General features: G+C 39.0%; 17 protein-coding genes and 3 pseudogenes. 12 read left to right on the top strand and 8 right to left on the bottom strand.

Features of this window, described 5'->3' with window-relative positions; all coding sequences use genetic code 11:
• Positions 1-242: 242 nt before the first annotated feature.
• A complete protein-coding gene (locus AAZO_RS44055) occupies positions 243-986 on the bottom strand; it encodes a hypothetical protein (protein WP_041641470.1) in 744 nt (247 codons plus the stop codon).
• Between the two features lie 251 nt (positions 987-1,237).
• Between AAZO_RS44055 and AAZO_RS19320 the strand changes: the two genes are divergently transcribed.
• A complete protein-coding gene (locus AAZO_RS19320; protein ID WP_187289527.1) occupies positions 1,238-1,546 on the top strand; it encodes a hypothetical protein in 309 nt (102 codons plus the stop codon).
• A 388-nt stretch (positions 1,547-1,934) separates the two neighbouring features.
• Complete coding sequence (locus AAZO_RS34255; protein ID WP_013192537.1) at positions 1,935-2,162, top strand: helix-turn-helix domain-containing protein; 228 nt, start codon at positions 1,935-1,937, stop codon at positions 2,160-2,162.
• 395 nt (positions 2,163-2,557) lie between these two features.
• Here the strand turns inward: AAZO_RS34255 and AAZO_RS39270 are convergent.
• Positions 2,558-2,677 (bottom strand): annotated as a pseudogene (locus AAZO_RS39270) (MFS transporter); the annotation flags it as partial.
• A 164-nt stretch (positions 2,678-2,841) separates the two neighbouring features.
• Positions 2,842-3,231 (bottom strand): 6-pyruvoyl trahydropterin synthase family protein, encoded by a 390-nt coding sequence (locus AAZO_RS19330; RefSeq protein WP_013192538.1) that lies wholly within the window; start codon positions 3,229-3,231, stop codon positions 2,842-2,844.
• A gap of 432 nt (positions 3,232-3,663) precedes the next feature.
• On the opposite strand from AAZO_RS19330, the pseudogene AAZO_RS39275 reads away from it, so the two are divergent.
• The 7 genes and pseudogenes from AAZO_RS39275 to AAZO_RS19360 all read left to right on the top strand — a co-directional run bounded on the left by AAZO_RS39275 (position 3,664) and on the right by AAZO_RS19360 (position 13,441).
• Positions 3,664-4,163, top strand: a pseudogene (locus tag AAZO_RS39275) (fatty acid hydroxylase).
• 105 nt (positions 4,164-4,268) lie between these two features.
• Positions 4,269-6,917: pseudogene (locus tag AAZO_RS19335) on the top strand (EAL domain-containing protein).
• A 294-nt stretch (positions 6,918-7,211) separates the two neighbouring features.
• A complete protein-coding gene (locus AAZO_RS19340; RefSeq protein ID WP_013192539.1) occupies positions 7,212-7,424 on the top strand; it encodes a hypothetical protein in 213 nt (70 codons plus the stop codon).
• 359 nt (positions 7,425-7,783) lie between these two features.
• Positions 7,784-9,643: an NAD(P)H-quinone oxidoreductase subunit F gene (locus AAZO_RS19345; RefSeq protein ID WP_013192540.1), complete on the top strand. Its 1,860-nt coding sequence runs from the start codon at positions 7,784-7,786 to the stop codon at positions 9,641-9,643.
• A gap of 68 nt (positions 9,644-9,711) precedes the next feature.
• Positions 9,712-10,422: a carbonic anhydrase gene (locus tag AAZO_RS19350; RefSeq protein ID WP_013192541.1), complete on the top strand. Its 711-nt coding sequence runs from the start codon at positions 9,712-9,714 to the stop codon at positions 10,420-10,422.
• A 90-nt stretch (positions 10,423-10,512) separates the two neighbouring features.
• Positions 10,513-12,009: an NADH-quinone oxidoreductase subunit M gene (locus tag AAZO_RS19355; protein WP_013192542.1), complete on the top strand. Its 1,497-nt coding sequence runs from the start codon at positions 10,513-10,515 to the stop codon at positions 12,007-12,009.
• A 109-nt stretch (positions 12,010-12,118) separates the two neighbouring features.
• Positions 12,119-13,441, top strand: a complete 1,323-nt coding sequence (locus AAZO_RS19360; protein ID WP_013192543.1) for a CO2 hydration protein — start codon at positions 12,119-12,121, stop codon at positions 13,439-13,441.
• A 48-nt stretch (positions 13,442-13,489) separates the two neighbouring features.
• Here the strand turns inward: AAZO_RS19360 and AAZO_RS19365 are convergent, their stop codons facing one another.
• The 3 genes from AAZO_RS19365 to AAZO_RS19375 all read right to left on the bottom strand — a co-directional run bounded on the left by AAZO_RS19365 (position 13,490) and on the right by AAZO_RS19375 (position 16,601).
• Positions 13,490-13,717, bottom strand: a complete 228-nt coding sequence (locus tag AAZO_RS19365) for a hypothetical protein (protein ID WP_013192544.1) — start codon at positions 13,715-13,717, stop codon at positions 13,490-13,492.
• A gap of 61 nt (positions 13,718-13,778) precedes the next feature.
• Positions 13,779-14,180 (bottom strand): transposase, encoded by a 402-nt coding sequence (locus AAZO_RS39280; protein WP_228371297.1) that lies wholly within the window; start codon positions 14,178-14,180, stop codon positions 13,779-13,781.
• Positions 14,181-14,753: 573 nt separating this feature from the next.
• Positions 14,754-16,601, bottom strand: a complete 1,848-nt coding sequence (locus AAZO_RS19375; RefSeq protein WP_013192546.1) for a S8 family peptidase — start codon at positions 16,599-16,601, stop codon at positions 14,754-14,756.
• Between the two features lie 132 nt (positions 16,602-16,733).
• Here AAZO_RS19375 and AAZO_RS19380 point away from each other — a divergent pair, with 132 nt between their 5' ends.
• The 3 genes from AAZO_RS19380 to AAZO_RS19390 all read left to right on the top strand — a co-directional run bounded on the left by AAZO_RS19380 (position 16,734) and on the right by AAZO_RS19390 (position 18,472).
• Complete coding sequence (locus AAZO_RS19380; RefSeq protein ID WP_013192547.1) at positions 16,734-17,204, top strand: hypothetical protein; 471 nt, start codon at positions 16,734-16,736, stop codon at positions 17,202-17,204.
• Positions 17,205-17,340: 136 nt separating this feature from the next.
• On the top strand, positions 17,341-18,090 hold the full coding sequence (locus AAZO_RS19385; protein WP_013192548.1) for a peptidoglycan-binding domain-containing protein: 750 nt from the start codon (positions 17,341-17,343) through the stop codon (positions 18,088-18,090).
• A gap of 28 nt (positions 18,091-18,118) precedes the next feature.
• The gene (locus tag AAZO_RS19390; protein WP_013192549.1) at positions 18,119-18,472 is read left to right on the top strand and encodes a phage holin family protein; all 354 of its coding nucleotides are present in this window, start codon (positions 18,119-18,121) and stop codon (positions 18,470-18,472) included.
• Between the two features lie 33 nt (positions 18,473-18,505).
• Here the strand turns inward: AAZO_RS19390 and AAZO_RS19395 are convergent, their stop codons facing one another.
• Positions 18,506-18,931, bottom strand: a complete 426-nt coding sequence (locus tag AAZO_RS19395) for a cobalamin biosynthesis protein (RefSeq protein WP_013192550.1) — start codon at positions 18,929-18,931, stop codon at positions 18,506-18,508.
• Between the two features lie 358 nt (positions 18,932-19,289).
• Positions 19,290-20,573 (bottom strand): ankyrin repeat domain-containing protein, encoded by a 1,284-nt coding sequence (locus AAZO_RS19400; protein ID WP_013192551.1) that lies wholly within the window; start codon positions 20,571-20,573, stop codon positions 19,290-19,292.
• Position 20,574 lies beyond the last annotated feature (1 nt).

Here is a 20,574-nt window from a genome sequence, read left to right on the forward strand (position 1 = left end):
AGAACCCACCAATTTACTTAAAAGTATCGAAAAGTCACCTAATATTAGCACCAATATTAAAAACTAGCATTCCTTCTTTAACAAGTTTGGTAACTAGTAATTGATCGGATACAGAAAAATAGTGTTCAACGTTATCCTTTTTTGTGAAATTGAAAATAGAATATCCATTTGTAATAGATGTATTTTGAGAAATGAGGATATAATTAGGATGTTCTAGAAGATTATAATGATTCGTATAATTTTCAATTGATATAATCTAAACAAATATACTTTGCTCCATATATCTCATTTAATTCTGCAGTACCGGTAAATTCTGCGCCATCTATTAACACTAAGTCAAAATAATCTATGTTATTTTCTTGCTTGCTCCATTGAATACGAGCATCATCGACTCCAGAATTATTTAGATATTCAACATCTTGATTTAACCTACTAAGAACTCTTTCTAAGGGATATAGATTTAAATTAGTTCTATTACAGTTGTAAAAATCTATAACTTCTTGCTTATTAGGAAAACTTTCTAGTGAAACAGAGGAAAAATTATAGCATTTTACAAAAAAGTCATTTGTGTACCTATTGTGCAACTCAGTGAATCTATCTTTGGAAATTTCTATACAAAATAAAGTTGCTTGGTTAGGGGTTTCTCTTAGACTCATAACAAATGCTTCAGTACTTCCTTCCCCTGAAGATGAGCCAATCTCTAAAACACTTTTAACATCTTCTTGTCTAGCAATTCTATAAATAGCTCTATAAAATTCATCATTTTTAATTTCTGGCGGAATTAAATGGTTCAGTTCAGAATTACTACTTATTGCGTTATTCATAATGATGCTCTTAGTATTGACCCTAAGTTTCCTTAGGGAGCGCGCGCTTGCTGCTTCATAATCTGGCAACATAGCCTTATAATCCAGCTTATTAGAAACTAACTTCTCTATGATAATAATGGGTTCTCTCCTAAACGCTTTACGAACTCTTACAGCAGGCATCCCTTCTTAAAGTTACCCGTTTCTTAACCTTACCCACAATTTCCCAGAATCTATCATTTTAGAGATATGCTAATGTTTATTTTCATAAATCTTTACAATGTGTAAGTGAGTGGAAATTTATGCACAACATCTGCAATATTTTGGTATTTACGAAAAGACATCCCCAATTCAATTATTGAAGTAACTAGGTAGACACAAAATAAACATAACTATGTAACAAAATCTAAATTACTGGAAACCCTTGGGATTGGTTGATTCCCCTTTGCTGCATTCGCCATGACATAGTTATAATTTTTCCGCCCACCTACTTAATTGTTACCTGTGGAAACATAGAAATATTAGAAATATATAAACGAATGGGTATACTAAAAGTTTGGTTTTGGAAAGATGGAGTATTAACAATTTCTGCCTTAAAAGATAATCAATATAACCAGGTTAATCAAAGGGAATTATTACCAGATTTGGATTTAACCTTGTCAACCAAATATATTAATTCAAGAAAGAATCGTGATTATCATAAATATGACACAAAATCAACTGCAACAAATGTATGGAATTAATGATTTCCTCTGGTTAGAAGAGACTATTAAACTTATAAAAACAAAAAGCTTATAACTTAGAAAATTTAGACTAAGATAATCTAATTAGACCTATCAGGAAAATTAACTTGGAGTCAAAAAAATGGTAGAAGGGAATTTTGAGGGTGTACCAAAAGGAAAAATCCACTAAATTAACTATATTCAAGAATATCCACATCCTACAAAACAAATACAGGGAATAACTAACCATCAGTTTCAAGACTTGTTAGCCCGAACTGAGATGTAGCATAAAAAACTTCAAGGTGACATAGAAAGTGAAAAGATAGGTATAAATCAGAAAGGAGCAGGGGGGAAAGGGAAACTAGAGATAAAAGAACAGGTATGTCTATCCTTGTTCTATTTGAGGAAAATGCCAACATTTGAGGTTTTAGGTTTACATTTCAGTATATTGAAAACGGAAGCAAAGGACACATTTCATTACTGGCTAGAAATATTACGAAATGTTTTGCCTGCTAGTCTCCTTGAACAGGTAGAAAAACATGATAGTTATTATGCCATGGCGACTCAGAACAAAAGGCAGGAAACAAAGAGTTGTCTACCAAGGGTATTTTTGTTGAATAGGTCATTAGAGTTGTAAAAATATTCCGGGTACCTGAACAAAGATTTCCCCTGAATTCCCCAATTTACTCACAAGTGATTCTTACTATTTGTGGTTTAGTCACATTAGGAATTGGTTCATTAGTTTTGCCCATGTCATACATGTTATAGATATGAGCTCAGTTATGAATTTGTCATCAACATGTTCATGGATAGGAACTATCAGTTACTATTCCCAACCCTAATTCTTTCCTTGGCTCTTTCCTCATCTTAACACTATGGAAAGCCAGATACAGACTCCTTTGTAAATTTTCGGACCTCTCTCTTGTAAATTTAGCAGCATTGCCACAGGAGCAAAAGTCTTCTTTGAGAGCAGGGATATAAAGTTTGCAGGTATTGTATCCGACACTAAAACGTATTGCGTCACAACCAGAACCCCAAAACCTCTACGTAACTCCCCTTAATACTACCCGCTCCTTGATAAGTTGCGTCGGCAAATAGGCTAACAAAACCAAGTAAAATCACAAACTTCAAAGCTGCTGCTTTCTCTGGTATACCCTATATCTGTTAATTGCTACCTCAACAATTAAAACACGGGATACTACGAAAAAATGCTTAAGTTTGAGCTTTCTAAAGCTGGACTAATAGTTAACCTTATTCCCTATTTACGCTGCTGTGGGAAATACTCAAATCCAAAATCCAAAGTCTAAAATCTCAAATTAATCATCTTCATATTCTGCCCAAGAATTAGGAGTCTCCGATACTGCTACCTTCAGTTTTACATCTTGTGGTAATCGCTTTTTGGTTTCAGCATAAATATATTTAGCAATCATCTCCGCAGTTGTTTCATATTCAGGTGGTAAAACTTCATTGAGAACACAGTGATCTAAACCTCCTTTAGTAACATCTTTTTTAGCCCAACGTAAGCTTCTAAAATCAGCAACCATCACGGGGTGAGGACAGTATTCTGAAGAATTTAATTGTGAAGATTTTGCTTCAATTTTGACTCTATAAGTATGACCGTGCATTCTCCCACAAGGACCGTTATAGTCCTTGATGTAGTGGGCGCTATCAAACGTAAATTCTGTTAATAATTTCCATTGTGGCATCTTAAATATCACCTATATCGGTTCGATTCATGGACTTACTTGTAAAGACAGATAAATCTTCACATTCAAAGGGAAAGTTTAACCTAAATTTGTACTGATGTGAACTCAATCTTTGCTTATCCCGTATTTCTTAGTAAGAAGATTGTAAGCATCAAAAACAAATCCAGTATATCTATGGCTAGTAGATGTATAATTTACCTGACCTTAACAGCAGCAACCAACTAATCATCAATCTACAGTTGGTGTTAACTGCTATTGAGAAACCTAAATTTACAAAACTACAACTGCTTGACATACAGGATATTGCAGGTAAATCAAGCACAAAATAGGCGTGACAACACCATTCATGAATGGAATTTTGCTCTTGACTGCTGCTGCAAGGTTTGCGTTATTTTCTCTGGGCAATTTTTTCATCAAATTTGAGGAGTACAAATGCTTGAGGTTGTTGTTGTTGTTGCTTCGTTGTTACTGTCTTTAGGCGATTTCCTTTCAACTTTCTTTAATATCATGTACCTCAGTACGTTTTTGGTAGCTTTCATTTGACAACACACCACTCTTGGAAAAAGGACTTTCGCCACTATGCTATTTTAACATTCAATTATCAGGTGCTTTTAGATGGTATTTTAGGTGCGTTACCATACTTACTGGTAGCGTTATCCTCGTGGACATCATCTCATCTCAGTGTAATCTCCGGTTTGTTGTTGGGTCAATTTCATGTATCGTGGAGACATATCAATGCTTTGAGTTGGCAAATACCTAAATTCATAACTTTGTTTTGTCAGTTGTTATTTATTACTACTCATGAAGAACATTGACTACACCATCAGAAAACTAATTTGGGTTTTGGCGATATTTTTACATTTTTTGATCAACCGGCTAAAATCCGGCTACGCTGGTTGCGCTTACTCAGACTTTATAAGAACTTGGGCTAAAAACTCTTGAAGTTGAGTTTTGAAGGTTCGCAAGAAAATTCGGACTTCTAGTAGCCATATTGTTGCAGAACAGAATCACAGATATGAGAATTTCAAGGACAAGGTATGGCAGAAAATGAACGGGACAAAATACGCCACCTATCGCTTGTCCGAGATACAGAAGGACAGCGAACTATCCCCCTGTTAGAGGCTACGTACTCTTTGGGAAGGGATACTAGAAACGCTATTGTTCTCCGTTCTCAGTCAGTATCAAGACAGCACGCAATTTTATTGCGTGCTGTCTTGATACTGAAATAAATATGGGTTTCGGATTATTTATGGTGACTTCAAAGGGAAAAGAAGTACCAAAGGCATATTTATTAATGGCACTAAACAGTTTTCTCATAACCTCCAGCATGGAGACACGGTTGCTTTTGGCAATCCCCAAGCACAAGCTAAATACTATGCTATTTCCAACTTGTCAGAGGAGGCATTTGGCGCTTCTTGTTCATCTGGAGACTTGTCTGGGTTTCTTTTAGCTCAAGGAAATCCTGGTAATCATTTTGATACTCTCATTATTCATGAGACTGGCATTGAAGGATCTGGTGATGCTGTTTTAACTCGATTGGCCTCTTTTCCACAACTGATACCCAATCCAATTATCGAAATGGATTCCGAAGGAAATGTTACCTATTTGAATCCAGCAGCAAGTCGTAAGTTTCCCAGACTCAGGGAAATTGGTAAAGAACAGGGAAATTGGTAAAGAACACCCAATTTTGGCAGAACTAGGGATAAATTTTTGGACAAGCTGTTTATTACTTACCATAAACTGATTTAATTAAAACGTCTATAATTAGATATATTACTGAGGAGAACAAAGCATAAGCAGAATTACGACAGCGAGATCGCTTGCTGCAAGGAGTTGCTGAAGCTGCCAATTATTTACTCGCAGAAATGAACTATGAAATAGCAATACAAAAAGCACTTGCTACCTTTGGCGCAGCTGCCAATAGCGAGCGCATCTATCTTTTTCAAAACCATCCCCATCACCTAACAGGGGACATGGCAATGAGCCTACAGTTTGAATGGACAAAAACTGGCACCCCATCATGCCAACACCTTTGGCAAAATCAGTCTTATCAAACTTCTGGGCTAGAGCGTTGGTACAATAATCTATCAATTGGACAGCCCATTAGCCGACTCCTCCAAGAGTTTCCCACCACAGAAAAACAACTCCTGAGTCGAGACAAAATTCAGTCTATCCTGTTTGTACCCCTGGGATTAGACGAAGATTTTTGGGGCTACCTGGGTTTAGCAGACTGTACCTCTCAGCGTCATTGGTCAACCCATGAAAAATCTAGTGGATTGACCATGGCCGCTATTATCAGCGGCCCTCGTCAGCGTCAGCAGGTAGAAGAAGAATTCGTTACCAAGCCCTGCATGACCTACTTACCAGTTTGCCCAATCGCTTGCAGTTTAACGATCTACTTACCAAAGCAATAGATCAAGCAATTGAAGATTAAGAGCAAAACTGTCTAGCTGTCATGTTCCTCGATCTAGATCGTTTCAGAATCATCAATGACACCTTGGGACACACACTAGGAGACGAATTATTACAAAACGTTGCCCAAAGAATCCGACACTGCGTGAGATTAGGAGACATTATTGCTCGTTGGGGAGGTGATGAGTTTACCCTCCTACTCCCTCAAATCTCTAATAGCGAAGAAGTTATCCAGGCATCTACGAGAATTTTAGCAGCCTTGGAAAATCCCTTTTATTTGCACGGACACGAACTTTACATAAGTGCCAGTCTGGGCATAGCCATGGTCAATGAACAAAGTCCTAATGCTGAAAACCTAATCCAGCATGCAGATGCCGCTTTATACTACGCCAAAGACGAAGGCAGAAATAACTACCAGTTTTATAGAAAATCCCTGAGTACAAAAACTCCTGAACTCTTGAGTTTAGATAAAAGCTTACGCCATGCTCTAGAACGAGAAGAATTTCTCCTGTATTACCAGCCACGGGTTAACATCATCACAGAAGAAATTACTGGCATGGAAGCTCTATTGCGCTGGTATCACCCAGAAATGGGAATCGTTGCTCCCAGCGTGTTTATTCCTTTAGCAGAAGCTAGTGGATTAATTATCCCCATCGGTGAATGGGTACTTAAACAAGCCTGTGCTCAAAATAAAGCTTGGGAAAATGCAGGTTTCCCACCCATGACGGTGGCAGTAAACCTTTCACTCAAGCAGTTTCGCCAACCCAAACTGGTGGAAATAGTAGCAGGGATTTTACACGTAACAGATCTTGATCTGCAATTTTTGGAGTTAGAAATTACAGAAACAACTGCCATTCAGGATATATAATTTACCACAACTGTACCGGAACATTTAGAGGCCATGGGTGTACTCATTTCCATAGATGATTTTGGTACAGGTCATTCTTCTCGTCACCGTCTACAGGTTTTACCACTCCACAATCTAAAAATCGACAAGTCTTTTGTCAGCGAACTGACCACAGATGATAAAGTAGCTCATATCATCAAGGCTATAGTTGACTTAGGAAGGAGTTTAGGTTTAAAGCTGACTTCTGAGGGAGTAGAAAAACCTGAAGAACTAAATTTCTTGAGGTCGATTAATTGTGATGACGTGCGTGCAAGGATATCTGTTCTATAAACCGCTGTCTATCCAACAAGTAACAGAACTGATGTCCAATAAAAAAATGGTGAATTGTAGGGCTATAGTAGTCTGTCAACCCAAAAGTGACGGGTGAAGGTAAGCAGGGGAAGCAGGGGAAGAAGAGAAATTTTTTTCCTGTCATTACCTGTCAAAATGTCTTAGACAGGTAATGACAGCACGGGGTAAATAAACCAACCATTCCAAATCTCTGAAAAGCTCATAACGTATACATTTTGAATTTTTTTGGGGCAGCCTGCTGGAACCAATATTTTGTTAGCTTAGCTCTTATGAAAGAAGGATTTTGAATTCACGGCGGTACTAGTAGGGGGAAAGAACAACCTTTACCCTTGCCTTAAAAAGTCTAATTACTTTTTTCAGAGGAAATACTATGGAGCGTTCAAAAATAGTTGCAATTATTACAGGTGCAATTTCTATTCTTTTAGCTATTGCCTATCTTATTATTGTCCAAATCCTCGATTATCGTGATATGCATCCAGCCCCTATTATGCAAATAATTTTAGATTTGGGCATTGGGCATTGGGCATTGGGCATTGAAAATTACTTTTTTATCCTTCTAGAACTCCTGACTCGTGACTCCTGAATTCTTACAACTAATTTCTCAAACATTCTGACTCGTGACTCGTGACTCCTGACTCGTGACTCCTGACTCGTGACTCCTGACACTCCTTCTATAGCCATAGAGTTTTATCAATATTATTTATTCGATAATCCAATCCATAGAACTATAAGAATAAATTAGAGGAAATATCGTGTATTTATCTAATCAACTAATTCCCTTTTGGTACAAATAACGGTAAGCTATAGCTAACAATATTAAGCAAAGATAAATTTGCCGTATTTTCACCACTAGAATCTACTTTTCATAACTAGAATCTACAGGGATCAACCAAAAATAGATTTCTGTTAGAAATTTTCCATACTAAATATAGAGGTGAATTCATGTTTGAATCCTTGCTAGAGACCGTTTGGTTGGTCCCTTGCTATGCTTTATTAGGTGGTATTTTAGCCTTGCCTTGGTCGCCGGGAGTTATTCGGCGCACAGGGCCAAGACCAGCTGGTTACGTCAATTTAATTATGACGTTATTATCTTTTGTGCATTCCGTTTTGGCGTTCACCGCCATTTGGAATCAACCAGCAAAACAAGTATTAATACCTTGGCTATCCACCGCTGGTTTAAACCTGACTATCAATGTAGAAATATCTGCCATCACGGTAGGTGCATTAATTGTGATTACAGGTTTAAATTTCCTAGCCCAAATATATGCTGTGGGCTACATGGAAATGGATTGGGGGTGGGGACGTTTCTATTCTTTACTAGGATTATTTGAAGCTGGGTTATCTGCCTTAGCTTTATGTAACAACCTGTTCTTTAGTTATGTAATCCTGGAAATTCTCACTTTAGGAACCTACTTATTAGTGGGTTTATGGTTTAGTCAACCCCTGGTTGTGAGTGGTGCGCGAGATGCGTTTTTAACCAAGCGGGTTGGTGACTTGTTCTTGCTAATGGGAGTTCTGGGACTTTGGACTTTAGCCGGAACTTGGGACTATCAAGATTTAGCAATATGGGCGCAAACTGCGAAACTAGACCCCACAATTATTACCTTAGTTTGTTTAGCGTTAATTGCCGGTCCCATGGGTAAATGCGCCCAGTTCCCCTTACATCTATGGTTAGATGAAGCCATGGAAGGGCCTGTTCCCAGTACGATTTTGCGGAACTCAGTGGTAGTAGCCAGTGGTGCATGGGTGCTGATTAAATTACAACCTGTGTTTAGTTTGTCCCCTGTAGCTTCTTCTGCCATGGTGGCCATTGGTGCAGTCACAGCTATTGGTGGTTCATTAATTGCGATCGCTCAAGTTGACATCAAACGCTGTTTATCCTATTCTGTCAGTGCTTACATGGGATTGGTTTTTATCGCGGTAGGTACACAACAAGATGACGCAGCATTATTATTAGTCCTCACTCACGCCATCTCTGCTCCACTTTTAGTCATGAGTACAGGTGGTATTGTTTGGAATAGCGTCACCCAAGATGTTACCCAACTTGGTGGTTTATGGTCACGTCGTCCCATTTCCAGTTTAGCATTTATTGTCGGGACATTAGGTTTAATTGGTTTCCCCCCTCTAGGCAGTTTTTGGGCATTAATGGAATTAGCTGATGGATTATGGGGAACACACCCTTGGTTAGTAGGCATTGTTATTGGTGTTAACGCTTTAACCGCCTTTAGTTTAACCAGAGAATTCGGTTTAATCTTTGCTGGTAAACCTAAACAAATGAGTGAACGTTCACCAGAAGCCATTTGGTTGATGGTTTTACCAATGATGGTTTTATTTGGCTTGGTTTTACATCTGCCTTTACTGTTGCAAAGTTTATCTTTATTACCAAATTGGGCAATCTTAAATAAAGATGTAGCACTACTTTTAATTTGGTCTAGTATCTTCGGTTGCAGTATTGGTGGCGTAATTTATATAGGCAACATTTCTAAACCAGTCCACTTACCCTGGCAGGGTTTACAAGACTTACTTGCTTATGATTTTTACACACCTAAACTTTATAAAATCACCATCATTTTTGGAGTAGCTCAACTTGCCAAATTAGCCGATATAGTGGATCTATTTGTTGTAGATGGCATAGTTAACTTTGTCGGTTTATTCTCCCTACTAGGTGGTGAAGGCTTAAAGTACAGCACCAATGGACAAACCCAATTTTACGCCTTCACTGTTTTATTAGGTGTGGGAGTTTTAGGTGCTTGGGTAACATGGCCTTTCTGGGGTGTGCAGTTCATAGATTTAGTTTTTTAAACACCTATAATTTAGATTGGTAATCCCAATCTACAATAAGAACTGACGTTTTAGTTGTAAAAAATCTAGTGAATACCAAACATCGAAACAAAAATCTTTCCAGAAGAAATTTACTGCAATTAGGCACAGGTTTAATTGGCGTAGGAGTCGCTGTAGGAGTTGGTTCAAACTTAGTTCAACCTGAAGTTGCCACCCCACAAAATATTACTGAACCCGACGAGGCACTACAGGCATTACTGGATGGTAACGACAGATTTGCCAGCAGAAAACGCCGCTATGGACACCAAAGTTATTCACGATTACAGGAAGTTGCCAAAGGTCAAAAACCCTTTGCTTCTATTCTAGGTTGTGCAGATTCAAGAGTACCTTCAGAAATAGTTTTTGACCAGGGTTTAGGTGATTTATTTGTCTGTCGTATTGCTGGTAATGTTGCTACATCAGAAGAAATTGGCAGTCTAGAATATGGGAGTTTAGTATTAGGAGTAAAAGTGATTATGGTACTAGGACATGAAAGATGTGGTGCTGTAAGTGCCACGCTTAAAGGCGAAGAAGTACCAGGACAAATTGGTAGCTTATTACAGGCAATTAAGCCCGGATTGGAAAAATCTAAAGAACAACCAGGAGATAAATTAGAAAACGCCTGTAAAGCTAATATCCTGGTGCAAATTGAGAAATTGAGATCATCACCAGTGCTATCGGAATTAATCAAGTCTAATAAACTCAAAATAGTAGGCGGTTATTACGACTTAGATAGTGGTAAAGTTACCTTAGTAAGTTAATTCATTTAACTCAATTGGTAAAAGGTTTTTTGAATACAAAAACCTTTTACCAATTAGTAATCACCAATTACCAATTACCAATTACCAATTATGCTCAGTGTTTTAATTTGGTTGCCAATTATTGGCGCTGCTATTATCGGGCTGTTGCCAAATACAATCATTCCTAAAAATAAAATTAGACTAGTATCCTTAACTCTGTCATTTTTGGTTCTGTTGTGGAACGGTTTCATTCTCCTCAAATTTGATCTCAAAACTCCAGGAATGCAATTTCAGGAATATTTACCTTGGAATGAAGGCTTGGGTTTAAGCTATCAACTAGGAGTTGATGGGCTATCAATATTAATGTTGGTATTAAACAGCTTCTTAACTTGGATAGCTATTTACAGCAGCAGCCAGAATACCGAACGTCCTCGGTTATTCCATTCCATGATTTTATTAGTCAGTGGAGGCGTTGCTGGTGCTTTCTTGGCGGAAAATTTACTGCTATTCTTCCTATTTTACGAATTGGAATTAATTCCCTTTTACTTATTAATTTCCATTTGGGGAGGAGAAAAACGCGCCTATGCTGGTATGAAATTTTTGATTTATACCGCAGTTTCCGGGGCGTTAATTTTAGCAACATTCCTGGGTATAGTGTGGTTAAGTGGTTCTCCCAGTTTTGCAATGGATGGTATTTTCACCCAAAACCTTTCTGCAGGAATGCAGCTACTGTTATTGGTGGGAATAATTCTAGGTTTTGGTATCAAAATTCCTTTAATTCCTTTCCATACTTGGCTACCTGATGCTTACGTTGAAGCTTCTGCACCTATCACCATTTTATTAGGTGGTGTGTTAGCTAAATTAGGAACGTATGGACTATTGCGGTTTGGGTTAGGTTTATTTCCCCAAGCTTGGAATGTGGTTGCACCAACATTAGCGACATGGGGTGCTATCACTGCAATTTATGGGTCAGTAATAGCGATCGCTCAAAAAGACATCAAGCGCATGGTAGCATATAGTTCCATCGGACACATGGGCTATATTCTCCTAGCCGCAGCTTCTAGCACCGACCTTGCCCTAGTTGGTGCCGTAGCCCAAATGTTCAGTCATGGTATTATTTTAGCCATCCTCTTCCACCTAGTAGGAATTGTAGAAGCCAAAGTTGGCACAAGAGAACTAGACAAACTCAACGGCTTAATGAGTCCTATACGTGGATTACCCCTCATCAGCGCCTTACTAGTTCTCGGAGGCATGGCCAGCGCCGGTATTCCAGGTTTAACAGGCTTTATCGCTGAATTTATCGTTTTCCAAGGTAGTTTTACCAGCTTCCCCATACCAACATTATTGTGCGTAGCCTCTTCCGGTTTAACAGCAGTTTACTTCGTCATTCTCCTCAACCGTACCTGTTTCGGTAGACTCAATAACGATTTAGGCTATTATCCTAGAGTCATCTGGGATGAAAAAATACCAGCCTTAATTTTGGCATCCCTCATCATTTTCTTAGGAGTACAACCCACCTGGTTAGTACGTTGGAGTGAAACCACAACCACAGCAATGATAGCAGCTATTCCTGAAAAAACGGTAATCTCACAAGTGGCATTGAAGTAATGGAAGAAGGAGTTCAGTAGGGAAAAATATAGCAACCTCAAAAACATTTTTCACGCCTTAAAAATTCGTCAAGATTTACAAAATACTCCTACTTCCTAACTTAATCAAAATGCTACAAACGTCAGATAAACCAACAACCAAACTACCACCATCCAACCACGAATTTGCAGAAATAATTCATCGTCTAGAAGCTGGTGGTTCAATGCTGCCAGATACACCGGAAAACTTAATGCAAATCATCGGTATTTATAAAGCTTATGCTGTACCAATGGACTTCTACTGGCGCGACTTACTTTATATTGCAGAAAGAGTATTTTTAAATCCCCTTCCTGCTTTTAAATACTTCTTACCACAAGAATATTTAGACCTGCATAACCATTACGCTGGAGATGATGCTGATTTAAGAATTTGGCGTGGTGTCGCTACCGCACATCCTGAACTTTTGACATTTATGGAAAAAGGTGAAACCACCAAAATGCCAAAGATATTACATCATTTATTCCATGACAGAATTAACATGGAATTCGCCGAAGCTTGTATGCAGGCAATGTTATGGCATCGCAAAATGTATGCCCCTGTTAACCAATTTGATGCACATTTAGATTCGGAAGAATATAAAGCCAACGCTGATCAAGCAATTAAAGCTTACTTCAAAAAAAATCCAGCAATGTTGGGACTTTATAAACTGTTTCCTGATATGTTTTTGGAACAGTGCCGCATGATGTCCTATTACTCCAATTTAGGACTTTTTTGGGAAGTGATGGCACCGATATTTTTCGAAATGTCGGATATTTATGATGAAGGCGGTTTTAAAGGTGTTCCTGATGCCATGAAGTTCTTAGTTAATGGTATCTTTGCCATTGCCGGTCGTCCTATTTATCATCATCTTTATGTTGATGGTGAATGTTATGAAATCATTCCCAAATCAAAAGGTTTTACTTGGTTATATGAAGCCGCTTTACCCTATGTAGAAGCTGTATTTTACCGCACGGCACCATTCCGGGGTACAAAATCATATAATGCCCAAGCTAAACAAGTACCAGATGACCAAAAAGACTTTCATTACGGCATTCTCTACGCTGATGTGTTTCCTGTCGGAACTGCGGGTATTCCTCCCACTTTATTAATGCAAGATATGTTGCATTTTCTCCCGCAATATCTGGTTGATTATTACAAACAATATTGTCGGGGTGAAGATGATATGTTGATACAGTTGGGTGTGACTTTCCAACGTTCAATGTATAATGTGACTTCCGCAGTAATTCAAGCCTTAAGAACTGCACTTTTATATCCGTTAGATGACCCAAATCCTAAGCATCTACAGGCAAATCGGGAGTTTTTTGAAATGCAGTTAAATCGCTTTACTCGTGCTGATTATGGTATGCGTGATGCGGCGAAATTGCGAAGTATTCAAAATCAGGATTATAGATGATACCCACAACCCCCCTTTTTAAGGGGGGCTTTGAATTTATGTATTAACTTACTCAATGACTTCAAAAGAATGAACCTCTAAAAGAGAACCAATCATTGCTGTTGTCATTATATCTTCGCGCACTTTTCCTGTAATTTTGGCTGTTTGTCCTGACTTGAGTAGGTTTTTGTCAGTACTTTTGGGAATTTCATAAATAACGCCTTCGTCTGTAACAAATGTCCAAGCACCAAGCCCAATATTGCGGCGTTCTATTTTTCCTGTAACTGTAATAGTCATAATTAAAACTAGGGAAGAATTTTAACTGTTGACCTCTATCTGGGCTTTAGCCACAGGGATTCTAAACTGTTGCTATACGGAGGGCTAAAGCCGCTCCGTTCCGGTTCCTAGTTTTGGTTTCCCAGATACGAAATCTGGTAGCAAGGGTCAAAACTTGCCTACGCCTACAGACCTTTACTAGGCACAAGCCTAATTGTGTCTCTACTTTGCGAAGGATATTCGCTGCGCCGTTTAAATCAGCATTGATGATTTTCCCCGTACCAGTGCGATATATACCGCGTTTAATTCGGTTTCTGCTTCGTTTCCACCCTTCAGGTTTTTCACCCAATTGAGGATATGTGACCATTAACAATCGGTTCTTTTGACGGTAGTTAGGAAATTTGGGACGAAAATGCAATTCGCCTTGGAGGTATTTATTGTCTAGTTCTTTGAATGACTTGAAAGATTCAAAAACAGACAACAAAACTTGTTGTGCAGCCTGAGAGTGCAAAGCTTGGTAATGTCTATTTAACTTATATTATCTTTTTAAATCATGCTTCCCAATTATCTTTTTCGCCGTGACAAAAAACTGACGCGCATAGTAAACACCGCAATTGGTTAGCTTGTGAAATTAATTCAGAGCAAATGAACTCCAGACTTGCTTTTAAGTCCTTATCAGAATTGATTAGATTTTATTGATTAGATTTTGTTGACATTCGTACAGCTTGCACTCACCTCCTTAATGTGTTAATTATATTAGTATACACATGTTTACTTGTGATTACAATGCCATTCCAGAAAAATCACAAAACAGGTTTTACGACAAATAGAGAAAAACCATTAACCAGTAGTCCGATCTGTTTTAGGGTTGACAAAGATTTAGCTAGAGAATTGAAATCTATCCCTGACTGGCAAGAAGAATTAAGATTGGAATTACCCAATCTAATTTAAGGCTGGAAAATAGGCTAAAGCCTGCGGTTAGCTTTCATCCCCTGGCTGAAGCCGAGGGGTTTTCAGCATATTTCCTATAACTGATAACTGATAACTGATAACTGATTTAAGCTGTTTGTTTGTCTTCTTTTAATGCTAAACGTACCAATCCATAACAAAGTAAAGCATTAACGATGAGAAAAATACGGGCTATGTTACCATCTCCTAGTCCCCAAACAGCAGGGTCATAAATGGCACTGATTGTTAAACAAGCCGCTATGCCAAGGGTAGAACCAACAGCAAACCACTTCCAATTGGGATGTCCTAGGAGGAATACTATCAACACAACAGGAATTAGCACACTGGCAAAAAGAGGATTTAAAGTGCCTGTTCCCTGTAAGCTGTTACCTAGTTCGGGAAGAGAACTGCCCAAAACTCGGAAAGGCCACTGGGGAAGGTCAAAGATATAAAATCCCTTCAGGAAGAAGAGTCCAGAACTACCAAAAATTAAGCCACTAGATAAAGACCAACTCCAAGCGAAGGGGAAGTAAACCCGTAGAAACCAAGCGAGGAGATAGGAACCTACTACCATTAATATTTTAGGTACTAGCGCGATCGCACCGCCATCAATCCAAAAACCAGGGTTGATATAGCCGTTATCCCGCAACCACCGAAAGAAGTCTGGAAAACTAATTTGTCCTTCGCTGGCTAGTTTGACTGCTGCTTCGGCGTTAAGTTGTCCAGCACCGTAATAATTTAAAGCGTCGTCTTGGATAACTCTGGCTGACTGTTGGAGGACTTTTAAAATTTGATCAGGTTCTGTGACTCCAGATGCTTTAATTAAAGCTGCCACACCTGCAACGTGTGAAGAGGCCATACTTGTGCCTTGGAGTCCCAAAAATAGCCCTTGGCCGTTTTCGTCAATGGTCTCCTGGAGAATTGTTCCTGTTTCACTACCACCAGGGGCGGAGATATCTACACCAGCACCAAAGTTAGAGTAGGATGCTTTTTCTCCGTCTGGGCCAAAGGCAGAAACGCCAATTACATGAGGATAACGGGCTGGATAACTCGCCCCATCTGTACTTTCATTTCCGGCTGCGGCAATAATAACTACACCTTTTTTGTAGGCGTACTCAATGGCATCTTGCATGAGTTTACTTTCACCACCACCACCTAAGCTCATATTAATAACATCTGCGCCTTTATCTGCGGCAAATTTGATGGCTTCGGCGATGTCGGCAACTGTACCACTACCATCTGCATTTAACACTTTTAAGGGCATGAGACTAGCTTCGTAGGCGACTCCAGCTACACCATATTGATTATTAGTGGTTTGGGCGACTGTGCCGGCTACATGGGTGCCATGTCCGTTGTCGTCTTTGACTATTTCTGTGTCGTTTACGAAGTCGTAGCCTTTAACAAATTTTGTTTCTGCTAAGTCGCGCACCTGAGTGATACCTGTGTCAATGACTGCAACTGTTATGCCACTCCCTTTAGTGCGAGTCCATGCGCCTTCTATGCCAATTTTGTGGAGGTTCCACTGTTTGCTGTAATATTGGTCGTTGGGGCCAATTAATGAAGGTTTAGGATTTTGATTGTTTTGGGGTAGGAACTGTTCTCCCAGTGCTGTAGTCTTCCCTTCCGGAACTTTCCTGTAAATGTAATTTGGTTCGATGAACTCTGTGGCTTCAGCAAAGGGAGATTTTCTTAAATCTTGCAGCCCTTGGCGATCTCCTTTGATAATATACACATGATCAGCCGCTGAGAATTGGTTATCCAGTCGGGGTGTAATATGATATTGTTGAGCGATCAGTTGCAAATCCTGATTAATCACCAATGCTGGAATATCTTCCCGAAAATCTAGCAAAATTGTCTCAAATTCACCTTTGCTCGCCAATCCCTGGACGTTCAGGAAACCGAACACGACAGTAACTAACCCGATAAGAAACAAGCACAGTAATATAAATCTTCTCATATAAACTCATCAAAGCTTTTTGTCAGTTTGCACACTACCATAACTCAAAATTAAAAGTTAATAATTAAAAATTAAAAAATTCTAGTCCCCAGTCCCCAATCCCCAGCCTCGAAGTAAGAATTATTAATTATTATGGAACGTGGTCTTTTATGGTTGCCCCTGTTAGTGGCATTCTTCTGGTTAGCTTGGCAAGGTTCTCAGGAATATCAAAAAGTTGAAACCTATCGTCTTTGGGCGGAACAATTTGAACGAACCAAGTATGATATTTATGCTGTATTAGGTCAAAAGGGTAATGATATCACCTGGGGTAAACCTACCCCCAAAGGACCGATTAAACTAGAAACTTTTTCTGTACTCGATGTTAAAGAAATTAAGTTTTTAGTAGATGAAAAACAAGTGAAAATCGAAAGTCCACCCCAAAAAGGGCGTGTGATTGAGTTAGAATTTTTGTTTTCTGAACCAGCTAAATCAGTTCGTGTACCTTTTACAGAAACTTCTTTAGCCTCACAATGGGGTAAATATTTTCAGGGAGTTTTACAAAACCTCAATTCACAAAATAACTACACCAGGAGTCAGGAGTCAGGAGCCAGGAGTCAGGAGTAAAACTCTCTTGCTGTCTAGGTTTCAATTTAGATTCTGTACCTCATTGATCTGCAATCTGCTGTATGTATCATTAAACCTGTTTTAGTGCTTGAGTTTGTAACTAAATTTTGTACTTAGTTTACCAGCGAGACGTTTTATGTATTATTTGCTGTTGTATACCGCCACATCTATATTGATTGGAACTTATGCTATAGTAGCGATCGCCGTACCAACAAAAATCGCCCAAGTCAGCACAGTAGGGAACATTAACCGTCCTACCCTCAAAGTTGGTAGTCAAGGTGAGCGTGTTTCTGAACTGCAAGCAGCACTGAAACTTTTGGGCTTTTACACAGGTGCAGTAGATGGTGTTTATCAAGAAGCTACAGCCAGGGCTGTTTCGCAATTTAAACAAGCTGCCGGCTTAAATCCTGATGGCGTTGTAGATGCTATCACATGGCAAAAACTTTTTCCTAATGTATCAATAGTTGCGACCAATATCTCTTCATCTTCTGTCCCACCTATCCCAACTGGTAGTTTGACTGTACCTACCAGAATTAATAATACATCTGCACCCAAACCGATTGCTCCAAAACCAAATGTAACTTCCCGCAATCAAAACAATACTGCCTTTCAGCCAACTCCTCTTAATCAGCAAAATCCCAATATTCAATATACAAAAGAAGGATGGCCGATTTTACGTTTAGGTAATCGTGGTTCAGAAGTCGTGAAGTTGCAAAAACTACTACAAAATTTGGGTTTTTTAAAAGGTAGTATAGATGGAGACTTTGGTATCACGACTGAAGCCGCTGTAAAAGCTGCTCAAATACGTTATGGCTTACAACCTGATGGCATTGCTGGTGGTGCTACTTGGGAGGCTTTTGTGAGACGACTACCCCAGGCACGGTAAAAAAATTCAAAATTCAAAATCCGATGAGATGAAACACTTTTTATTAACTTGGCTTGCTACTGCGATCGCATTACTAATGACTGCTAAAATTGTACCAGGATTTATTATCAAAACTTTTGTAGCTGCTCTCATTGCCGCTATTGTAATCGGTTTAGTAAATGCCTTCATTCGTCCAATTTTAAAGGTATTAGCATTTCCCATAACTCTAATTACGTTTGGTTTATTTACATTTATCATCAACGCCTTAACTCTTTGGTTGGCAAGTGCTATTACTCCAGGTTCTGAGTTTCAAATTAGAGGTTTTATACCTGCTTTTCTCGGTTCTATTGTGCTGTCTATTGTTTCTAGTATCATTAACTATTTTTTCAGAATAGTTGACTGAAGGTCATTGGGCATTGGAATTTCCCTTAGACCCCTACACCCTTTGGGCAATAGCTACTGTTACTACTCCTGCGTCTTCTGGTAAACGGAAGATTTGCTTGGGAACTAATAACCTCATTTGTGAACTAATCTCCGTAGCTGCCAGAATAGCAGAAGCCTCAGCCACACTCGGTGTTCCTACTATTTGTGCAATAATTTTTGCAGGGTTGGGAACATTGACACCAGCGAGAATTTCCGCTGTGAAAGTTTTGAGGGGGAAATTGTGTACTCGGCAAAATTCCCTTAACCCCATTTCTGAAGCTTTAGATTCGATGGTGGCAATACCCGCTATGGCAGAATAGGTAAATTGAGTATCTAGCAAAATATTCTCAATTGCTATACTGATTAACTTGCCTGAAGTTCCCTTTTGACAACCAATCCCCACCCATAAAACTTGCGAATTTAGTAACTCTACTTGCATATTTAAATCATTCAGTGTTACTACGAAGAAAATTTAATATTTTATATGGAATCGCCTCAAAGCCTTATCAGTAGCCGAAAAATTACACTTAAGAATAATTGATTTTTTAGTATTGTGTTTTTAGATACACCCAAAATGATAACTTTAATACTTTCTGAAAAACAAAAGCCGATATATTTAGTACATCTAGCACAGTAGGAAACATTGAGGGAGAAACAAAGCAAAGGTAAAAGGTAAATTACGTCTTCATGTTTACTTTATTTCTACCCTTGTAGCGGAAGCATTTCATCTTGATGTTTCAATTTCTTTTCTCTCCGTCGTAACAAATGCACAAAAGTTACGGCGGGGTTTTGCTCTATTATTCCTGCGCTCCAGCTTGTCGTAAAATTTGGGCAATTGTGCGATAGTTATTAAATTCAGCAATCATTAAAGCTGTATAACCACCTTGGTTTTTTAAATTCACATCTGCGCCAGATGTAACTAAAATCTGCACAGCTTGACTATAACCTTCAGCAGCAGCACACATTAACGCTGTTGCGCCGACTGAGTCTTGAAAATTTACATCTGCCCCTTTTTCTAGCAGGAGTTTGAATACTTCTGGATGGTTGCTGGCTATGGCTTTGACTAAAGCGGTTTTTCCATCATCTGCTAATGTATTAATATTAGCACCGTGGTCAAGTAATATTTTGACGGTCTGGGTATGTCCTTGGGATACTGCCAATGTGAGGGCAACTTCACCAAAGTTTTTCTCATCCATATTTGCGTTAGCTCGCAGCAAAGCTTCAACTATTTCGCTGTATCCCTGAAATGTGGCTACAAGTAGGGGTGTATCGCCAAGATGATTTCTAATTTGTACATCTGCACCCCACTGAATTAAAATTTGTACTACATCAAGGTAGCCTTCGACAACAGCACAGTGGAGGGCAGTTTCACCTTCTTTATCTTGGTGATTAATTTTCCCATGTGCATCTAATAAAGCAGCAACGATATTACCGTGTCCTGCGGCTGCGGCTGCTAATAGCGCAGTGTTACCATCGGGATTTTGTAAATTAGTATCAGCCCCTGCTGACAACAATGTTTGTACTACATCTAAATATCCCAAGTCTGCGGCTATCATTAAAGGTGTCTCACCTTCTGCATCTGGAATATTGACAATTTCACTATTTTGTAGTATTGCTTTAACAACTGCTGTGTAGTCTTGCTTGATGGCTAGTTTTAAAGCTGTGTCATCATCTTTATCAGCGATGTTGGCATCAGCACCGGCAGCTAAGAGGACTTGGACTACTTCAAGATGACCCTTCTGGGCTGCGGCCATTAAAGCAGTGCTGCCATCATCATTAATGGCATTTATTTCTGCACCTTTAGATATTAAAAGCTTGATAATATCAATTTGATTGCTACTAGCTGCCAGCATTAACGCTGTTAAACGATAAGTTTTTCTAGGTAGATTGATCTTAGCGCCACAATCTAAGAGCGATCGCACAATTTCTGTATAACCTAGATTAGCAGCAAACATTAATGCTGTCGTACCATCGTGATCGCATCCATCCACCTTAGCACCACTCGCTAGTAGCTCATACAGCCTTTTGATATTGCCAGTTTTTGCAGCCTTCAGTAATAAATTATCCTTGTTTTCAGTCATA

The organism is 'Nostoc azollae' 0708 (assembly GCF_000196515.1).
In the GTDB taxonomy this organism is placed as follows: Bacteria; Cyanobacteriota; Cyanobacteriia; order Cyanobacteriales; family Nostocaceae; genus Trichormus_B; species Trichormus_B azollae.